At 69.8% G+C, this 13940-nt stretch carries 18 protein-coding genes; 10 read left to right on the top strand and 8 right to left on the bottom strand.

All coding sequences use genetic code 11. The features are described 5' to 3' along the window. Positions 1 to 2: 2 nt before the first annotated feature. Together WKR98_RS03750 and WKR98_RS03755 are read left to right on the top strand one after the other, a co-directional pair. Positions 3 to 1013 (top strand): acetamidase/formamidase family protein, encoded by a 1011-nt coding sequence (locus tag WKR98_RS03750; protein WP_341432106.1) that lies wholly within the window; start codon positions 3 to 5, stop codon positions 1011 to 1013. Between the two features lie 34 nt (positions 1014 to 1047). Next, positions 1048 to 1809, top strand: a complete 762-nt coding sequence (locus WKR98_RS03755) for an SDR family NAD(P)-dependent oxidoreductase (RefSeq protein ID WP_341432107.1) — start codon at positions 1048 to 1050, stop codon at positions 1807 to 1809. Positions 1810 to 1893: 84 nt separating this feature from the next. On the opposite strand, the gene WKR98_RS03760 is transcribed toward WKR98_RS03755, so the two are convergent. Next, the gene (locus WKR98_RS03760) at positions 1894 to 2907 is read right to left on the bottom strand and encodes a LysR family transcriptional regulator (RefSeq protein ID WP_124691936.1); all 1014 of its coding nucleotides are present in this window, start codon (positions 2905 to 2907) and stop codon (positions 1894 to 1896) included. Positions 2908 to 3056: 149 nt separating this feature from the next. Here WKR98_RS03760 and WKR98_RS03765 point away from each other — a divergent pair, with 149 nt between their 5' ends. The 8 genes from WKR98_RS03765 (at position 3057) to WKR98_RS03800 (ending at position 9443) form a co-directional block, all read left to right on the top strand. Next, positions 3057 to 3572: a 4-hydroxylaminobenzoate lyase gene (locus WKR98_RS03765; protein ID WP_341432108.1), complete on the top strand. Its 516-nt coding sequence runs from the start codon at positions 3057 to 3059 to the stop codon at positions 3570 to 3572. 108 nt (positions 3573 to 3680) lie between these two features. Then, a complete protein-coding gene (locus WKR98_RS03770) occupies positions 3681 to 4808 on the top strand; it encodes an ABC transporter substrate-binding protein (protein ID WP_341432109.1) in 1128 nt (375 codons plus the stop codon). Positions 4809 to 4829: 21 nt separating this feature from the next. Beyond that, positions 4830 to 5408: an NADPH-dependent FMN reductase gene (locus WKR98_RS03775; protein ID WP_341432110.1), complete on the top strand. Its 579-nt coding sequence runs from the start codon at positions 4830 to 4832 to the stop codon at positions 5406 to 5408. Beyond that, positions 5405 to 6316, top strand: coding sequence for a branched-chain amino acid ABC transporter permease (locus WKR98_RS03780; protein WP_341432111.1), 912 nt, complete (start codon positions 5405 to 5407; stop codon positions 6314 to 6316). The genes WKR98_RS03775 and WKR98_RS03780 overlap by 4 nt, the downstream gene beginning before the upstream one ends. A gap of 2 nt (positions 6317 to 6318) precedes the next feature. Next, the gene (locus tag WKR98_RS03785) at positions 6319 to 7269 is read left to right on the top strand and encodes a branched-chain amino acid ABC transporter permease (protein ID WP_124691941.1); all 951 of its coding nucleotides are present in this window, start codon (positions 6319 to 6321) and stop codon (positions 7267 to 7269) included. Then, a complete protein-coding gene (locus WKR98_RS03790) occupies positions 7262 to 8029 on the top strand; it encodes an ABC transporter ATP-binding protein (RefSeq protein ID WP_341432112.1) in 768 nt (255 codons plus the stop codon). Before WKR98_RS03785 ends, WKR98_RS03790 begins: the two co-directional genes overlap by 8 nt. A gap of 16 nt (positions 8030 to 8045) precedes the next feature. Beyond that, the gene (locus WKR98_RS03795; RefSeq protein ID WP_124691943.1) at positions 8046 to 8756 is read left to right on the top strand and encodes an ABC transporter ATP-binding protein; all 711 of its coding nucleotides are present in this window, start codon (positions 8046 to 8048) and stop codon (positions 8754 to 8756) included. A 36-nt stretch (positions 8757 to 8792) separates the two neighbouring features. Then, on the top strand, positions 8793 to 9443 hold the full coding sequence (locus tag WKR98_RS03800; protein WP_124691944.1) for a flavin reductase family protein: 651 nt from the start codon (positions 8793 to 8795) through the stop codon (positions 9441 to 9443). A 21-nt stretch (positions 9444 to 9464) separates the two neighbouring features. On the opposite strand, the gene WKR98_RS03805 is transcribed toward WKR98_RS03800, so the two are convergent. Genes WKR98_RS03805 through ccoO form a run of 7 tightly spaced genes read right to left on the bottom strand, consistent with a single transcriptional unit; the run spans position 9465 to position 13928 of the window. Next, positions 9465 to 10268, bottom strand: a complete 804-nt coding sequence (locus WKR98_RS03805; RefSeq protein ID WP_341432113.1) for a sulfite exporter TauE/SafE family protein — start codon at positions 10266 to 10268, stop codon at positions 9465 to 9467. A 25-nt stretch (positions 10269 to 10293) separates the two neighbouring features. After that, the gene (locus tag WKR98_RS03810) at positions 10294 to 10554 is read right to left on the bottom strand and encodes a hypothetical protein (protein WP_341432114.1); all 261 of its coding nucleotides are present in this window, start codon (positions 10552 to 10554) and stop codon (positions 10294 to 10296) included. Next, the gene (locus WKR98_RS03815) at positions 10551 to 10733 is read right to left on the bottom strand and encodes a FixH family protein (RefSeq protein ID WP_341432115.1); all 183 of its coding nucleotides are present in this window, start codon (positions 10731 to 10733) and stop codon (positions 10551 to 10553) included. The genes WKR98_RS03810 and WKR98_RS03815 overlap by 4 nt, the downstream gene beginning before the upstream one ends. Before the next feature lie 21 nt (positions 10734 to 10754). Further along, positions 10755 to 12188 carry a cytochrome c oxidase accessory protein CcoG gene (gene ccoG / locus WKR98_RS03820; protein ID WP_341432116.1) on the bottom strand — a complete coding sequence of 478 codons (1434 nt, stop codon included), beginning with the start codon at positions 12186 to 12188 and terminating at the stop codon, positions 10755 to 10757. After that, the gene (gene ccoP / locus WKR98_RS03825; protein WP_341432117.1) at positions 12185 to 13114 is read right to left on the bottom strand and encodes a cytochrome-c oxidase, cbb3-type subunit III; all 930 of its coding nucleotides are present in this window, start codon (positions 13112 to 13114) and stop codon (positions 12185 to 12187) included. The genes ccoG and ccoP overlap by 4 nt, the downstream gene beginning before the upstream one ends. Beyond that, positions 13111 to 13287 (bottom strand): cbb3-type cytochrome oxidase subunit 3, encoded by a 177-nt coding sequence (locus tag WKR98_RS03830; protein WP_124692541.1) that lies wholly within the window; start codon positions 13285 to 13287, stop codon positions 13111 to 13113. The genes ccoP and WKR98_RS03830 overlap by 4 nt, the downstream gene beginning before the upstream one ends. 5 nt (positions 13288 to 13292) lie before the next feature. Continuing rightward, a complete protein-coding gene (gene ccoO / locus WKR98_RS03835; RefSeq protein WP_124691950.1) occupies positions 13293 to 13928 on the bottom strand; it encodes a cytochrome-c oxidase, cbb3-type subunit II in 636 nt (211 codons plus the stop codon). Between the last annotated feature and the right edge of the window lie 12 nt (positions 13929 to 13940).

Genomic DNA, 13940 nt, shown 5'->3' on the forward strand with positions numbered 1-13940 from the left:
ACATGAGGGCGGACCACGTCCTGCGCTGCGGCCCCGGCACGGTGGTGTGGGGTTTCCTGGGGCCGGACGTGCCGCCCGCGCTGCGCATACGTCCGGGCGACACGGTACGCATCGACACGGTGAACGCCGTGGGCGTGCCGCTGCCGCCCGACGAGGCGCTGGCCTTCTTCGGGCATCACGGCCTGCCCCTGGAAGGACCGGTGGCCGAGATGCTGGAGATCATGCGCACCGTGCCCAAGGACATCGGCCCGCACATCCTGACCGGCCCGGTCAGCGTGGAAGGCGCCGAGCCCGGCGACGTGCTGGCGGTGGAGATCCTGGCGGTGGCGCCGCGCGAGCCGGCATACGGCGTCAACTTCGCCCGCCCCGGCGCGGGCGCGCTGCCGGGATTGCTGAAGGAACCGCGGCTCAAGCTGATGCGCCATGACCTGGCGGGCGGCGTGGCCCGCTTCGACGAACGCATCGCCATCCCGCTGGCGCCGTTCATGGGCACCATGGGCGTGGCGCCCACCCGCAAGGTGTCCTCGATCCCGCCCGGCCCCTTCGGCGGCAATCTGGACCTGAAGGACCTGCGGCCGGGAGCGGTGCTGTACCTGCCGGTGCAGGTGGCGGGCGCGGACTTCTTCGTCGGCGACGGGCACGCGGCGCAGGGCCACGGCGAGGTGAACCTGACCGGACTCGAGACCTCGATGACCGGCGTGTTCCGCTTCGCCCTGCACAAGGCCCGCAGCCTGCGCTGGCCCATGGCCGAGACCGACGAGCACTACATCGCCATGGGCCTGGACGAAGACCTGGATGCCGCCGCCGAGCTGGCCGTCTCGCAGGCGGTGGCCGTGTTGCGGCACTTCGGCGATTTGTCCGAGGCCGACGCCTACGCGCTGGCCAGCCTGGCCGTGGATTTCGAGATCACCCAGCTGGTCGACGGCGTCAAGGGCGTCCACGGCCGCATTCCCAAGCGGCTGCTGGCCGCCTGCCCGCGCGCGGCGGACCGCCGGTGGGGCCCGCTGCCCTGAACGGGGCTTTCCCACTCTTTCCAGGACACGACTCATGAACATGAAAGATCAGGTCTGCATCGTCACCGGCGGTGCGGGCAGCCTCGGGCTGCACAGCGCGCTCGCCATGCTGGAACAGGGCGCGCGCGTCCTGCTGGTGGACCGGCATGCCGACGCGCTGGACGCCGCCCGCGCCCGCGCGGCCAGCCACGGCGACCGGGTGGCGACCTTCGCCGCCGACGTCACCGATCCCGGACAGGCCCGCGCCTACGTCGACGACGCGCTGCGGCGCTGGGGGCGGCTGGACGTGCTGGTCTGCAATGCCGGCATCAACGGCGCCATCCAGCCCATTGCCGACTATCCCGACGACGTGTTCGACGCCGTCATGGCCGTCAACGTCAAGGGTACCTTCCTGGCCTGCAAGCATGCCCTGCCCCGCATGGCCGACGGCGGCAGCATCGTCATCGTTTCCAGCGTCATGGGCGTGACGGCCGATCCCGGCGTGTGCGCCTACGCCACCTCCAAGCACGCGCTGATCGGCCTGATGCGGGTGGCCGCCAAGGAAGCCGCCGGCCGCGGCATACGCGTCAACGTCGTCGCTCCCGGCCCCATCGCCAACGACTTCCAGGCGGACATCGAGCGTCGGCTGGGCGAGGTACTAGGACGGGACGCCACCCGGATGCTGGACGAAGCCATTCCGCTGGGCCGCCACGCGCGCGTCGAGGAAATCGCGCAGACGGTGCTGTTCCTGGCTTCGCCGCAGGGCAGCTTTTCCACCGGCAGCGTCTTCATGGCCGACGGCGGCATGCACGTCTGATCAACAGCCTGGCCGGCTCGCTGGTGGATACGCGGGCCTGAAGCCTGAGGGCCTGCTCCCGCTAAAAGGAGGCTCGCACAGGCCCTAACGGCGGTCGGCGCCCTGGCCGGCCGCATCCACCGATGCCAGGGCCGCGCCCACGGCGCCCTGCCCGTTCCCCGTTGGCGACAGGCCGCCGGACGGGCCCGGCCATGGCGTCCTGTCGCGCATGGCCGGATCGGCCTTGAGCAGATCGGCGATGAACTCGATGACGACGCGCGTGCGCAGCGGCAGGTTGCGGCGCGACGGATAGACGATGTAGAGCGGCAGGCGCGCCGGCGGGAAGTCAGGCAGCAGCGAGACCAGCCGCCCCGCGTGCAGGTCGTCCGCCACCATCAGGTGCGACAGGATGGCGATGCCGTTGCCGCCCAGCACGGCCTGGTGCACGGCCGACGCATTGTTGGCCCGCAGCCGGCACGGCACGTTCACCGAAAACTGCCCCTCGGCTGCCTCGAACCACCAGGTGTCGTCCTTGCCCCAGCGGCTGTAGACCACGCACTCGTGGTGGCGCAAGTCCTGCGGAGACCGGGGCGCGGGCCGGCCGGCCAGGTAGGACGGCGCGGCCACCAGGAAGGCCGAGGTCATGCCCACCCGGCGCGAGATCAGCGAACTGTCGTCGATGGGTCCCAGGCGCACTTCCAGGTCCAGGCCGTCCTCGATCAGGTTGCTGGTGCTGTCGCGCACCACCATGTCCAGGCTCAGGCCGGGATGGCTGTCGAGCAGGCCGCGCGCGTGATTGCAGATGTGCAGGGCCAGCGGTGCCGGCAGGCTGAGCCGGACCTTGCCGGTGGGCCGGGCCTGGTCCGGGCTGGCGGAGACGCTCAGGCTTTCGGCGGCCTCGACCAGGCTGCGGGCCGCGGGCAGCAGGTTGCGGCCTTCCTCGGTCAGGGCCACGCCGGTCGTGCTGCGCTGGACCAGCCGCATGCCGACGTGTTCCTCCAGCGCGCGCACCTGCCGGGAAACGGCGGGCTGGGTGACGCCGCGTTCGTTGGCGACCACCGAGAACGAGCCGGTTTCCGCGACACGCAGGAAAGCGAGGAGCGAGGAAATCAGATCCATGGCGAGCTTCCCAGGATACGCCGGCGGCGGGCCGCGCTTCCATACTTTTTCTACGAACGATTATACGGCCGGCGCTCCTAGTGCCAGGGGACGATAGTGCCTAGCATTCGCTCGACATGCAGGTGGACTCACACGTACAGGTAGCAGCGATGAACACGCAATCGGAATTGCCCACCGGCCCCAGCAAGGCCGAGATGATGCAGGCGGTCAGGGAACTGCTGGACTTCATCGGCGGCCGTCCCCTCGGCCCCGAACTGGAAGCCGCATTGAACGAGCGCTACGGCGCGCACACCGAAGGCTATGCCCGCCTGCTGGCGTTGCTGCGCCGCGGCATGGGCGAGGGCTGGTCCTGCTATGCGGAGATAGACGGCCCGGACTACCGGCGGGGCCGGATCGCGCATGCCTCGCCCGACACGGATGGATTCACGGTGGAAAGCGGCTGCCTGCGCGACGTGCCGGGCCACTACCACCGGCACCCGCTGGGCGAGATCAACATGATCGGCCCCGTGGACGAAACCGGCCGCTTCTGCGGCGCCGGCGCGGGCTGGAAGGTATTTCCCCCCGACAGCTCGCACTTCCCGACCGTGACGGGCGGCATGGTCACCATGCTGTTCTTCCTGCCCGACGGCCAGATCGAATACAGGAACCCGCCTTCGGCGCCCTGAACGGCGCCTTGCTTGCAGCACCCCGGTTCCCATCTCAACGTTCCACATCCAGGGGTATCCATCATGCACGTCAAATGGCTCGCATTGCCGCTCGCAATGCTATTGGGAATGTCCGCCAACGCCGCGGACAAGGTGAAGATAGGTTTCATCAGCACGCTGTCGGGACCGCTGGCGGCGCTGGGGACGGAAATCCGGGACGGGTTCCGGCTCGGCCTGGATGAAACCGGCAACCGGATGGGCGGCCTGCCCGTCGAGGTGGTGGAAGGCGACGACCAGGCCAACCCCGGCATCGGCAAGCAGCTGGCCGACAAGTTCATCAAGCGCGACAAGGTCGACTTCATGACCGGCGTGGTGTATTCGAACGTGATGATGGCGGTGGGCGCGCCCACCTTCGCGGCCAGGACGTTCTACATCAGCGCCGCGGCGGGCCCCGCCTCGCTGGCCGGCGCGCAGTGCAACCCGTACTTCTTCGGGCTGGCCTGGCAGAACGATGGCCAGAGCGAGGCCATGGGCCGCCACATGAGCGACAAGGGCTACAAGCGCGTCGTCATCATGGCGCCCAACTACACGGGCGGCAAGGAGAACCTGGAAGGCTTCAAGCGCACCTTCAAGGGCAGCGTGGCCGACGAGATCTACGTCAAGCTGGGCGAACTGGACTTCGCGTCCGAGATCGCCAGGATCCGCGCCCAGAAGCCCGACGCGCTGTTCTTCTTCCTGCCCGGCGGCATGGGCATCAACTTCATCAAGCAGTTCCGCGCAGCGGGACTGGCGAGCGAAGTGCCGTACTTCGTGCCGGGCTATTCCGCCGACGAGGACACCATCCAGGCGCTGGGCGAGGCGATGGTCGGCCTGCAGAACTCGTCGCACTGGGCATGGGACCTGGACAATGCCGCCAACCGCAACTTCGTCGCGCGCTTCCAGCAGCGCTACGGCCGGCTGCCGTCGATGTACGCCTTCCAGGGCTACGACGTGGTGCGGCTGCTGGACCGCGCGGTGGCCGACGTGAAGGGGAAGATCGAGGACAAGCGCGCGCTGCATGACGCCATCGCCGCGGCCCGCTTCGAGTCCGTGCGGGGCGCCTTCAAGTTCAACACCAACCAGTTCCCGATCAACGACTTCTATCTGCGCGAGGTGCAGAAGGACGAGTCGGGCCGCGTCACCAACAAGACGGTCGGCAAGATCATGACGGCGCACACCGACAGCTATGCCGGCGCCTGCAAGATGAAGAACCCCTGACCGGATCACGAGGATTCCACCATGGCAACTCCCAAGATACTCGCCTTCGCCGGCAGCTCGCGCGGCGCGTCGCTGAACAAGCTGCTGCTGGCGGTGGCCGCCGACGGCGCCCGCGCGGCCGGCGCCGAGGTCACGCAGGTCGACCTGCGCGACTATCCCATGCCGATCTACGACGGCGACGACGAAATGCAGTCGGGCGTGCCCGACAACGCGCTGGCCTTGCGCGGCCTGATCGCCGGGCACGACGCCCTGCTGGTCGCCACGCCCGAGTACAACGGATCGATTACCGCCCTGCTCAAGAACGCGCTGGACTGGTGTTCGCGCCCGATCAACGGCGAGGACGGGCTGCTGCCCTACCGGGGCAAGATGGTCGCGCTGCTGGCGGCCTCGATGAGCCCCTTCGGCGGCATCCGCGCCGTGACCCACGCGCGCGCCATCTTCAACAAGATGGGCGCGATCGTCCTGCCCGACGAAGTGCTGCTGCCGCAGGCCCAGCATGCCTTCGACGCCGGCGGCAACCTGCTGAACGAAACCTCGCGCCAGCTCGCCCGGCAACTGGGGGCGGCGCTGGCCGCGAAGGCGGGACGAGGCGTCTCATGAGCACGGTCATCGAGTCCGCGCTGAACGGCGTCCAGTTCGGCCTGATGCTGTTCCTGCTGGCCGCCGGCCTGACGCTGGTATTCGGCATCATGGACATGATCAACCTGGCCCATGGTTCGCTGTACATGTTCGGCGCCTACCTGACCGCCGCGCTGGTGGAACCCACGGGATCGTTCCTGCTGGCGATGCTGGTGGCGCTGCTGGCCACGGCGGCCATCGGCATGCTGCTGGAGACGACCGTGCTGCGCACGCTGTACCAGCGCGACCACTTGTCCCAGGTGCTGGCGACGTTCGCGCTGATCCTGATCGGCAACGAGGTGGTGCGCATGATCTGGGGCCCGCAGCCGCGCCGGCTGGCGCTGCCCGAACTGTTCTCGGGCCCGGTGGACCTGGCCGGCATCCAGTACCCGTCCTATCGCCTGCTGGTGATAGGCGTGGGCCTGGCGGTGGCCCTGCTGCTGTACCTGGTGGTGGCGCGCACGCGCGTCGGCATGTGGGTGCGGGCGGGCGCGTCCAACCGCGAGATGGCGACGGTCATGGGCGTGGACATCAAGCGCCTGTTCACGCTGGTGTTCGGCCTGGGCGCGCTGCTGTGCGCCGTGGCCGGCGCATTGCTGGGGCCGCTGCTGTCGGTCCAGGTAGGCATGGGCGAGAGCATCCTGATCCTGGCCTTCGTGGTGGTCGTGATCGGCGGCATCGGCTCGATCCGCGGCGCGCTGGCCGGCTCGCTCATGGTGGGCATGGTCGATACCGTCGGCCGCACGCTGGTGCCCGGCGCGCTGGGCACGGTGTTCTCGCCCTCGGTCGCCTCGAACCTGGGGCCGACGCTGGCCTCGATCCTGATCTATGTCCTGATGGCGGCCGTGCTGTTCTGGAAGCCGCAGGGCCTGTTTCCTGCACGGGGGTAACCATGGCACCACTGGACCAAATCCTGGGCCGCCGGACCGGCGCCGTCCTGCTGGCGCTGGCCTTGGCCTTTCCGCTGGGCGCCGACTGGCTGGGCCAGGGCTTCTACGTCGACCTGGCCGCGCGCATCATGATCTTCGCGCTGGCGGCGTCCAGCCTGAACCTCGTCATGGGCTTCGGCGGCATGGTCTGTTTCGGCCACGCGGCTTTCCTGGGCATAGGCGCCTACACGGTGGCCATCCTGATGGATGCCGGGGTGGACGCGGCCTGGATCGCCTGGCCCGCGGCAACGGCGGTGGCCGCGCTGGCGGCCTGGCTGATCGGCGTGGTCAGCCTGCGCACGCGCGGGGTGTACTTCATCATGATCACCCTGGCCTTCGCGCAGATGCTGTATTACGTGTTCGTTTCGCTGAACGCCTACGGCGGCGACGACGGCATGCCGCTGGCGGCGCGTTCGGCCCTGCCCTTCGGCCTGGACGCCTCGTCCGACCTGACCTTCTACTACGTCGTGCTGGCCATCCTGGCCGGGGCCATGTGGCTGATGCAGCGCCTGGTCAACGCCCGCTTCGGCCGCGCCTTGCAGGCCATCCGCGAGAACGAGACGCGCATGGAGGCCATCGGCTATCCGGTGTTCCGCATCAAGCTCGCGGCCTTCGTCATCGCCGGCGGCGCGGCCGGGCTGGCGGGCGCGCTGGTCGCGAACCAGGCCGGGATGGTCAGCCCCGGCCTGATGTACTGGACCCAGTCGGGCTCGCTGATGATCATGGTCATCCTGGGCGGGGTGGGCTACTTGTACGGCGGCGTCGTGGGCGCCGCGCTGCTGCTGGTGGCCGAGGAATACCTGTCGGGGCTGACGCTGTACTGGCAGCTGCCGCTGGGCATCCTGCTGCTGGCCGCGGTGCTGTACGCCCGCAACGGCGCGCTCAGCCTGCCCGCGAGGTGGCGCCATGGCTGATTCCTGCAAGCTGCGCGTGGCGGGACTGGTCAAGCGGTTCGGAGGACTGACCGCCACCGACCAGGCCAGCTTCGAGGTCAGGACCGGCGAAATGCATGCCCTGATCGGTCCCAACGGCGCGGGCAAGACCACGCTGATCCACCAGATATCGGGCGCGCTGCGGCCGGACGGGGGCCGGATCTCGATGGATGGCGCCGACATCACCCGGCTCCCCATGCACCGGCGCGTACGCCTGGGGCTGGCGCGCTCGTACCAGATCACCAGCGTGTTCAAGGCGTTCAGTGTCCTGGACAACGTGGCGATGGCGGTGCAGGCGCGCACCGGCGGCGCCGCCGGCTGCTGGCGGCCGGTGCGGCGCGAGGCCGACGTGTATGCGCAGGCCCGGCACGCGCTCGAACGGGTCGGCCTGGCCGCCCGCGCGGACGCATTGACCCACAGCCTGTCCCACGGCGAGCAGCGCAAGCTGGAGGTAGCCCTGGCGCTGGCCACGTCCCCCAGCCTGCTGCTGCTGGACGAGCCCATGGCCGGGATGGGACCCGAGGAATCCGAGGCGATGGTGGAACTGCTGCTGGGCCTGCGCGGCGAGGTCACCATGCTGCTGGTCGAGCACGACATGCACGCCGTGTTCCGCCTGGCCGATCGCCTTTCCGTCCTGGTCTATGGACGGGTGATCGCCACCGGCTCGCCGGAAGCGATCCGCGGCAACGCCGACGTGTGCCGGGCCTACCTGGGCGACGAGGCCACCGTACGAGCGGCATGAAAAGAGGAGACGCCCCATGGAACCGGTATTGGAAGTGAAAGGACTGCAGGCCGCCTATGGCAGCAGCCAGGTCCTGTTCGACGTGTCGCTGGACATCGGCGTGGGCGCGATGCGCACCCTGCTGGGCCGCAACGGCATGGGCAAGACCACCACGGTACGGACGCTGCTGGGCCTGACGCCGTCGCGCGGCGGCGAGGTGCGCTTTCTCGGCCAGCGCATCGACCGCCTGTCGCCGCACCGCATCGGCCGCCTGGGCATCGCGGTCGTCCCGGAGGGCCGGCAGATATTCCCCAACCTGAGCGTACGCGAGAACCTGACGGCCTTCGCCGCCAACCGCAGCCGCCAGGCCGAGCCCTGGACGCTGGACCGGATCTACGCCCTGTTTCCGCGCCTGCGCGAGCGCGAGCGGAACATGGGCAACCAGTTGTCGGGCGGCGAGCAGCAGATGCTGGCCATCGGCCGCGCCTTGATGACCAACCCGCACCTGCTGATCCTGGACGAGGCCACCGAGGGCCTGGCGCCGCTGATCCGGCAGGAGATCTGGGACTGCCTGGCCGCGCTGCGGCGCGCCGGGCAGACGCTGCTGGTGATCGACAAATACGTCGAGCGCCTGATCGGCATCGCCGACCGGCACACTATCATCGAACGCGGACGCGTGGCGTGGGAGGGCAGTTCGGGAGAGCTCGGCGCCGACCCGGCCATCTGGCAACGCTACGTGGGTCTCTGACCCCGCGCTTCGCGCATGGCATCTGGATGCAATCGCATGAAACACGTATCTATGGCCGGGCTGAGCGAGATGCAGCGCTACTGGCTGATCACCGGCAGCGTCGGGCCCCGGCCCATCGCGCTCGTCACCAGCCTGGATGCGGACGGCCTGTGCAATGCCGCGCCGTTCAGCGCGTTCAACTACATGGGCGAGGATCCGCCGCTGTTCGCCATCGCCGTGGTCGCCTACGGACAGGAAAGCCACCGGCCGGGCGAGGCCAAGGACACGCTGCGCAACATCCGCGAGCACGAGGAGTTCGTGGTGAACATGGTGGACGAGGCCATCGTCGACCAGGCGGTGCAGTGCGGCAGCGATTTTCCCGCGCACGTCTCGGAGGCCGAGGCGGTGGGCTTCTCGCTGGCGCCCTGCGCCACCGTGCGGGTGCCGCGCATCGTCGAAGCGCCGATCTCGTGGGAATGCCGGCTGTTCCGTATTCTGGACATCTCGACGCAGCGGGCCATCGTCTTCGGCGAGATCCTGGCGATGAACTTCCGCGACGACCTGCTGGACGAACAGGCGCTACGCGTCGACGTCGGGCGCTTCGCCCCGGTGGGCCGGCTGGGCGGGCCGAACTACTGCCTGACGGGCGAGCGGCGCCGCATACCGGTGCCGACCTACATGCCGGCCACGGGGCAGCCGCGGGAATGACGGCGGCGCGCCCCCCCCGCGCTACCAGACGATGCAGAACCCCTGTTCCAGCAGCGCCGACGGCAGCGTGGCCGCGCGTACCAGCCCCACCGCGCCGAACGCGGCGACCACCGCGCCGCCGGCGATGCGCCAGGCCGGCCGCCGCGCGCGGCGGCGCAGCCAGCCGGCGGCGCCGGACAGCGCGACCAGGTTGGGCAGCGTGCCCAGGCCGAAGGCCGCCATCGTCAGGGCGCCGGCCGCGGCGCTGCCCGCCACCAGCGCCACCGCCAGCACGCCCAGCGACATGCCGCAGGGCATCCAGCCCCAGGCAAGCCCGGTCAGGAAACGTTCCAGCAGCGGCCGGCCGGCGATGCCCGCACGCACGTAGCGGCCGGCGGGCGAGCGGGCGATGGCCGCCGCCGTGCCGGTCCAGCCGCGCACCAGGGCGACCCGCCAGGCGCCGGCCGCCGGGCCGCCCGCCACCGCTCGGGGCCAGGCCGCGCGCGCCACCAATGCCAGGCCGTGGACACACAGCAGCGCCGCCCCGAAGGCCAGCGCCCCGCGCTGGAGCGGCAGCCAGTCCCGGCTCCAGATGTTGCCTCCCAGTCCGCCCGCCACCGCGCCCAGCAGCGCATACGAGGCGATGCGTCCGGCATGCATGACCAGGGCCTCCCACCCCAGCCGCCACGGCGCCGCGCGCCGCAGCACCGCCAGGCGTTCGCCATGCCGGTGCTCGACCGCCATCACCAGTCCGCCGCACATGGCGGCGCAGTGCACCCCGCCCAGCAGGCCGAGCAGGAACACGCTGGCCAGCGCCGGCCAGCCGGCGGCCGCCCATCCGCTCACGCCACGCCCCCACGGCCGACCCGCGTCATGGCAGGTCGTCCACGTCGTTGCCGTCCGGCCCCGCGCCGCCGCCCGCCAGGTACAGCGTGATGGCGCTGGAGACCCCGGCAATCGCCCACAAGAGGAAAAAAGCCACGGTATAGAACGCCTGGCGCGACATCTCGACCGGGCGCCCGACGATGGTCAGGCCGCGCGGATCGAGCAGGGTGAAGACGACCAGCGCGGCGCAGGCGCTGGCCAGGAAGGCCGGCCACAGCACCCACATGCTGACGCGCCGCCATTTCATGGCGCACGCTCCACCACCAGCCCGCGCTTGACCACCGGGTCGGCGACCGGAGGATCGTCATGCGTGACCGCCAGCACGATGGTCACGATGCAGCCCAGCATCGCCAGGGCCGGCCCCGCCATCAACAGCCAGGGCCAGGGTTCCTTCCACCAGGGTCCGGCATCCTTCTGTTCCTGCATCCCGCACCTCGCTTTGTCCATTCAAGGAACGATGAAACTCGACATCTCGCGCAGCCCGCCCGCGTCGCGGTCGTCGCGCACGATGAACTCGATCCGGTGCGTGCCCGATCGCGCCTCGTCCACGGGCAGCGACACCCGCACCGGCCACAGGCGGTTCGAGGCAGGCGCCAGTTCGATGTCCGTGCCGCCGTCGGCCCCCTGCACGCGCAGTTGCGGCAGGCCCTGCACGTCCAGCCGCACGCGCATGGCGCGCTCGGTCGCGTTCATGAGCTGCAGCTGGTAGACGTTCTCGATCATGCCGCCCTCGACCTCGCGCGCCAGCACCGAGCGATCGCGTATCACGTCCACGCGCAGCGGCTGCCTTGCCGCCAGCAGGCCGACGAACACCGCCGCCAGCGCCAGCCAGATCGCGCCGTACACCAGCACGCGCGGGCGCAGCAGGCGGCGCCGCGCCTGTTTGGCATCCAGCCGCAGCTCGATGGCGCGTTCGGACGCGTAGCGGATCAGGCCGCGCGGATACTGCATCTTGTCCATGACCTGGTCGCAGGCGTCGATGCACGCGCCGCAGCCTATGCACTCGTATTGCAGGCCGTCGCGGATGTCGATGCCGGTGGGGCACACCTGCACGCAGATGCTGCAGTTCACGCAATCGCCCAGGCCCGCCTCGCGCGGGGCTATCCTGCGCGACCGGCTGCCCCGGGGGTCGCCCCGCACCGAGTCGTAGGTGACGACGTAAGTGTCGGGGTCCACCATCACGCTCTGGAACCGCGCGTAGGGGCACATGTATTTGCAGACCTGCTCGCGCATGAAGCCGGCGTTGCCCCAGGTGGCGAAGCTGTAGAAGACCAGCCAGAACCATTGCCACGGCCCCAGCGCGCCCTGCCACGCCTGGCCCGCCAGTTCGCGGATGGGGCTGAAATAGCCGATAAAGGTGAACCCGGTCCAGGTCGCCACCCCCAGCCACATCGCGTGCTTGGCGCCCTTGCGCCCGAGCTTGCGCCAGGACCAGGGCGCGGCGTCGAGCCGGATGCGCGCGAACCGGTCGCCCTCGGTCAGGCGCTCGATCCACATGAAGATCTCGGTGTAGACCGTCTGCGGACATGCGTAGCCGCAGAACAGCCGGCCCGCCACCGCGGTGAACAGGAACAGCGCCAGCGCGCTCAGAATCAGCAGCAGCGTCAGGTAGATGATGTCCTGCGGCCACAGCACCATTCCGAACAGGTAGAACTTGCGCGCGCCCAGGTCGAACAGCACGGCCTGCCTGCCGTTCCAGGTCAGCCACGGCAGGCCGTAGAACACGGCCTGCGTCAGGAACACCAGCGCCACGCGCCAGCGCGCGAAAATGCCGCTGACCGAGCGCGGGTAGATCTTGCGCCGGACCTCGTACAGCGCCTGTTCCGAGCCGTCCTCGTCGCCGCCGGCGGCCGCGCAGGCGCGCTCGCGCGGGGAGCTCATTTCGCCTCTTCGGCGGGCCGTGTCAGGCCCCAGACGTAGGCGGTCAGCAAGCGGATCTGCTGCGGCGTGAACACGTCCTCGTGCGCCGGCATCTGGTTGTTGCGGCCCCTGGTGATGGTCTCAGCGATGACGGCGGCCGAACTGCCGTACAGCCAGACCTTGTCGGTCAGGTTGGGCGCGCCCAGCAGCGGATTGCCCTTGCCCTCGACGCCGTGGCAGGCCGCGCAGTTCGCGCGGAAATCGGTCCGGCCGCGAGCGGCCTTGATGGGATCGGCGGCCAGGCCCGACAGCGAGCGCACGTACTGGGTCACGTCGCCCACCGCGCGCGAGTCCAGTTGTTCGCCGAACGGGGGCATGATGCCGTGCCGCCCCTTTTCGATGGAAGCGCGGATGATGTCGGGCGAAGAACCGTACAGCCAGTCGCCGTCGGCCAGGTTGGGAAAGCCCTTGCTGCCGCGCGCATCCGACCCATGGCACTGGGCGCAGTTGTTCAGGAACAGCCGCTGGCCGATCTCCCGACCCTGCGCGTCGTTGGCGATGGCCGGAATCTCCATGGCCTCGAAGCGCGCGTACAGCGGCTGGACCTGTTCGCGCAGCCGGTCCTGCTGCGCGGCCAGCGCGCCGGTGCTGGACCAGCCCAGCCAGCCCTGGACCTTGCCCAGCCCGGGATACAGGACCAGGTAGCCCAGCGCGAAGACACAGGACAGCAGGTACATCCACATCCACCAGCGCGGCAGCGGATTGTTCAGCTCGCGCAGGTCCTCGTCCCAGACGTGGCCGGTATCGTCCACCGTGCCGCCCGCGGCGGCCGGAGAGGACTTCAGGAAGGCCCGCTGCGAGAACAGCAGCCAGACGCACCAGACGATGCCCGCCAGCGCGATCGCGCCGATGTAATAGCCCCAGAAATCGGTAGTGAAATCGCTCATTGCCCGGCATCCTTGCCTTGCGCCGCGACGGCGCTTTCATCGGGGAGCGCGAACGGCAGCATGGCCGACTCGCGGTTGGCCTCGACCCGGGCGCGCGACCACGCCCACGCCACGATGGCCAGGAAGGTCGACAGCGCCAGCGCCGTCGCGATCGATGTCACCCAAGCGATCATGTCCATCACCGCCCCTGCTTCTTCATCGCCAGGCCCAAACCCTGGAGGTAGGCCACCAGGGCGTCCTCCTCGGTCTTGCCAGCCAGTTCGGCGGCCGCGCCCGCGATCTGCTCATCGGTATAGGGCACGCCCAGCGTGCGCAGCGCGCGCATGCCCGCCTCGACCTGATCGCTCGCGACCGGCGTCTGGCTCAGCCACGGATAGGCCGGCATGTTGGACTCGGGCACGACGTCGCGCGGATTGTTCAGGTGGACGCGATGCCAGTCGTCGCTGTAGCGGCCGCCCACGCGCGCCAGGTCGGGCCCGGTGCGCTTGGACCCCCACAGGAAGGGCCGGTCGTACACGCCTTCGCCGGCCTCGGAGTAACGGCCGTAGCGCTGCACCTCGGCCGCCAGCGTGCGCACCTGCTGCGAATGGCAGCCCACGCAGCCTTCGCGGATGTAGACGTCCCGCCCGGCCAGGCGCAGGGCGGTATAGGGCTCCACGCCCTGGACGGGAGTCGTGGTGGAGTGCTGGAAGAACAGGGGCACGATCTGCACCAGCCCCGCGATGCTGACCACCGCGATGGTGGCCAGGATCAGCCAGCCCACGTTCTTTTCCAGCGTCTCGTGGCTGAAGAAGGAAGCGCGCTTCGATTTCATGGCGGAGCGCTC

Origin of the sequence: Pigmentiphaga sp. YJ18, from assembly GCF_038066655.1 — a bacterium.
Taxonomy (GTDB): domain Bacteria; phylum Pseudomonadota; class Gammaproteobacteria; order Burkholderiales; family Burkholderiaceae_B; genus Pigmentiphaga.